Source organism: Stenotrophomonas sp. HMWF023 (assembly GCF_003060985.1).
In the GTDB taxonomy this organism is placed as follows: domain Bacteria; phylum Pseudomonadota; class Gammaproteobacteria; order Xanthomonadales; family Xanthomonadaceae; genus Stenotrophomonas; species Stenotrophomonas lactitubi.
Genome location: NZ_QAIJ01000309.1, coordinates 20,159 through 24,216 on the forward strand (window position 1 = coordinate 20,159; position 4,058 = coordinate 24,216).

General features: G+C 68.3%; 2 protein-coding genes. Both read left to right on the forward strand.

The features are described 5' to 3' along the window. Positions 1-107 precede the first annotated feature (107 nt). Positions 108-2,051 carry a TonB-dependent receptor gene (locus DBR20_RS18225; RefSeq protein ID WP_108267475.1) on the forward strand — a complete coding sequence of 648 codons (1,944 nt, stop codon included), beginning with the start codon at positions 108-110 and terminating at the stop codon, positions 2,049-2,051. Positions 2,052-2,053: 2 nt separating this feature from the next. Beyond that, positions 2,054-4,058: cobaltochelatase subunit CobN (locus DBR20_RS22395; RefSeq protein WP_219927830.1), on the forward strand; the 2,005-nt coding region annotated here is incomplete at its 3' end.

Here is a 4,058-nt window from a genome sequence, read left to right on the forward strand (position 1 = left end):
CGCCGATCCTGCACCCCCGGCCATGACGGTATGGCAGGACCTTCGGCCTATGAAGGCTGCGTGAAAGTGATGTTATGTTATATCGTCACCATTAAAACCTCCTTCCCATGATCCGATTCCCCGATGCGGGCCGCCTGTCCTGCGCCGTGCTTCTTGCCTTGGCGCCGCCGCTGGCCGTGGCCGCTGCGGCACCCTCGCAACTGGACCCGGTGGTGGTGACCGCCACCGCCACTGACCGCCTGGCCAGCGATGCGCCGGCCTCGATCAGCGTGATCACCCGCGAGCAGATCCAGCTGCGACCGGTGCTGGACCTGGCCGATGCCCTGCGTGGCAGCCCGGGCGTGACCGTGGCCGGGGTCGGCTTCGGCCGTCGCGGCATCCGCATCCGCGGCATGGACCCGGGCTACACCCTGGTGCTGCTGGATGGCCAGCGCGTGAGTGCCTCGGCCGACGCCATTGCCCATTCCGATTTCGACCTGGGCTGGCTGCCGGCTGCGGCGATCGAACGCATCGAAGTGGTGCGCGGGCCGATGTCGTCGCTGTACGGATCGGAGGCGCTGGGCGGCGTGGTCAATGTGATCAGCCGTCGCGCCACCGATGAATGGCAGGGCAACCTGATCTACAACGGCGGCGTAGTGGCCGGCGATCGCGGCGGCAACAGCACCCAGACTGGCCTCTACGCAGGCGGCGCACTGGTGCCCGGCGTGCTGGGCCTGAGCGTGTTCGCCGAGCACCGGCAGAAGGACGCCACACGCGATCCCACCGACGAGCGCTTGGACGAGCAGGAAGCCCGCCGCGCCAACACCGGCCGCGCGGTGCTCACGTGGACCCCGGACGCGCGCCAGCGCATCGATCTGTCGCACCTGCAGGGGAACGAACAACGCCGCCGCCATGCGCTGCAGGCCGGCACCGCACCGTATGTGTATGAAACCTTGGATGACATCCAGCGTCGGCAGACGACACTGTCGCACCAGGGCGACTGGGCGTGGGGGCAGACCCGGGTCAGCGCCTATCGTGCAGAGCTGGACCGGGACAACCGCCGCGACCGCGGCGAGGCGAGCCGCCCGCAGCAGCTGACCGACCAGATTGTCGATGCACGTGCAACCGTCTCCCTCGGCACACACCACCGCGTCAGCGTGGGTGGCGAATGGCGGCGTCAGGAACTGGACGACGCCTCGGGCGCGCGCAGTGGCCATCTGCAGGCCGACCAGACCGCTGTGTTCGTACAGGACGAGATCCAGCTCAACGACGGCCTGTCGCTGGTCGTTGGCAACCGCAGCGATCGCCATCCCGAATTCGGCTGGCACCACAGCCCGCGCGCGTACGCGGTGTGGCATGCCAATGAGGCATTCACGATCAAGGGAGGTATCGGCACTGGGTTCAAGGCGCCCAGCCTGAAACAGCTGTCGCCCGAGTACTCGGCGGTGGGCGGCGGTGGGCGCTTCACCATCGTCGGCAATCCACAGCTGAAGCCGGAACAGAACAGCAGCGCCGAACTGTCGGCGGCGTGGCAGCGTGACCGCTGGTCGCTGCAGGCCACCGCGTTCCAGAACGACCTCAAGGACCTGATCCAGACCACGTGCGTGCGCGCCTGCGGCGTGCGTGGCCGCGAGCTGCGCAACTACACCAATGTGGCGCGTGCGCGGATCCGTGGCATCGAGCTGGCAGCTACGGCGCCGATCAGCGAGCACCTGACCGCCGAAGCGAACTGGAGCTGGCTGGACCCGCGCGACCGCCAGACTGACCGGTGGCTGCTGGAGCGGCCCCGCCGCAGCGGTGCCGCCGCCCTGAACTGGCAGCGCGGCCCGTTGCAGGCGGCCGTGCGTGGCGAATACATCGGCCCACAGCAGCAGGCCGCCGGAACTGCGCAGATCACCCTGCCCGGCTATTGGCTGTGGTCGCTGGATGCGCGCTGGCGCGTCACCGGCACGGTGAGCGTGCTGGCGGGCGTGGACAACCTGGCCAACAAGCGGCTGGATGAGACCGGCGCGCTGTATCCGTATCCGGAAACCGGTCGCTACGTTCACGCTGGCATCGAGCTGGGCTTCTGAGCATGCGTGGATGGCGAGGGTGGCTGGCACTGCTGCTGTGCATGGCCGCACCGATGGTGCACGCTGCGGCAGCAGCGCCTGCACTGCGGGTGGAGGTGGTCAGCAGCAGCTTTGTACTGCCGGGCAGGATCGCCCGGCTTGATGCACTCGGTAGCCCGAACGGAGTTCGCTACCAGCACCGCGTGGTCGACGCCGCAACATCGCTGCCAGCCGACTGGCCACGTGGCATCGATCTGGTGCTGCTGGACACGCCGCGCCCCAATGACGTCGAGCAGGTCACCTCAGCGGTGGACGCAGCACTGCGCGACGCCCCGGTGCCCTGGTTGCGCGTGGGCGGTAGTGCGCCGGTGTCCCATGGCCTGCCCGCCGACGTCGCCCGTCAGATTGCCGGCTATTACGGCAACGGTGGCGAAGCCAACATCCAACATCTGACGCAGTTCCTGCGCGGCTGGCACGACGCTGCGGAGGCAATCGCGGTGCCACCGCCACAGGTGATGCCGACCGCCGGCTACAGCACCCGGGGCGGACAGTGGCTGGATGACGCGGCAGCGCTGCAGGCGCAATGGCGGCAGGAGGGTCAAGCCGCGTGGCCGAAGGTGGCGGTACTGATCTCGAGCAGCATGGTCGGCACCATGCAGACCGAAGTACTGGACGCGTTGATCGAGGCCGGCCGTGCACGCAAGGTGGCACTGTTCGGGCTGTGGTTCGATGCGGCCGCCGGCGATGCCCTGCAGCAGGCGCTGCGCGGGATCGCGGTGGATGCAGTGGTCAACCTGACCCATCTGCAGAACGGCACTGCACGCGCCGCTGAGTTTGCGGCGCTGGATGTACCTGTGCTGCAGGCCCTGAACTACCGCCAGGGCGATGCCGATGCCTGGCGCGATGCTGCCAGCGGCGTACCGATGTCGATGCTGGCCACGTTCGTGGCGGTGCCGGAGGCATGGGGAGCGAGCGACCCGATGGTGGTCTCGGCCAACACGCGGGGGGAACTGTTGCCGATTGCCGAGCAGGTGGATGCGCTGGCCGCAAAACTGCAGCGGTTGGCCGCGCTGCGGCATACCGCGGCCGCCGACAAACGGCTGGCGCTGCTGTTCTGGAACGCGCCCGATGGCGAGAAGAACCTGTCGGCTTCACACCTGAACGTACCGCGCAGCATCGAAACGCTGCTGCCACGCCTTGCACAGTCGGGCTATACGGTGGACGCGGCCGACGAAAAAACCCTGATTGACCGGCTGCAGGCGCTGCTCAGCGGCTACTACCATCCCGAGCGCCTGGACGCGCTGTTGGCACAGGGCCTGGCCGACACCCTGCCGGTGGCTGACTACACACGTTGGCTGGATACCCTGCCCGCCAACCGCCGCGACGAGCTGCGCCGCCAATGGGGCGACCCGGCCGATCATCCAGCAGTGCGCCGCATACAGGGGAAGGCGGTGTTCGTGCTGCCACGACTGCGCATGGGCAATCTGCTGCTGATGCCGCAACCACCACGTGCAGGCGAGGTCGGCCAGGCTACCCACGATATGGCCTCGGTGCCCAGCCACTACTACCTGGCGGCCTACCTTTACCTGCGCACGCAGTGGAAGGCCGATGCGCTGATCCACTTCGGTACCCACGGAACGCAGGAGTGGACGCCAGGCAAGGACCGTGGCCTTTGGGCCGGCGACTATCCCTGGCTGGCGGTGGGTGACCTGCCGGTGTTCTACCCGTACATCCAGGACAACGTGGGCGAGGCCATCCAGGCCAAGCGCCGTGGCCGCGCGGTGGTGGTCAGCCACCAGACACCGGCCTTCGCCCCATCCGGCCTGTACGACGAACTGCGCGACCTGCACGCCGTGGTGCACGAACTGCAGCAACTGGATGAAGGCCCGGTACGCGACGCCACCGCCGCGCGCCTGCGCACGCTGGCCACCGACAGCGGCATCGCTGCCGACCTTGGCTGGAGCGCACTGGACATGCAGGCCCGCTTCACCAGCTTCCTGCCGCTGCTGCACGACCACCTGCATGAGC

Excerpts from the sequence above, each read along its gene's own strand:
- DBR20_RS18225 (WP_108267475.1), top strand. The coding sequence starts at position 108 with ATGATCCGATTCCCCGATGCGGGCCGCCTGTCCTGCGCCGTGCTTCTT.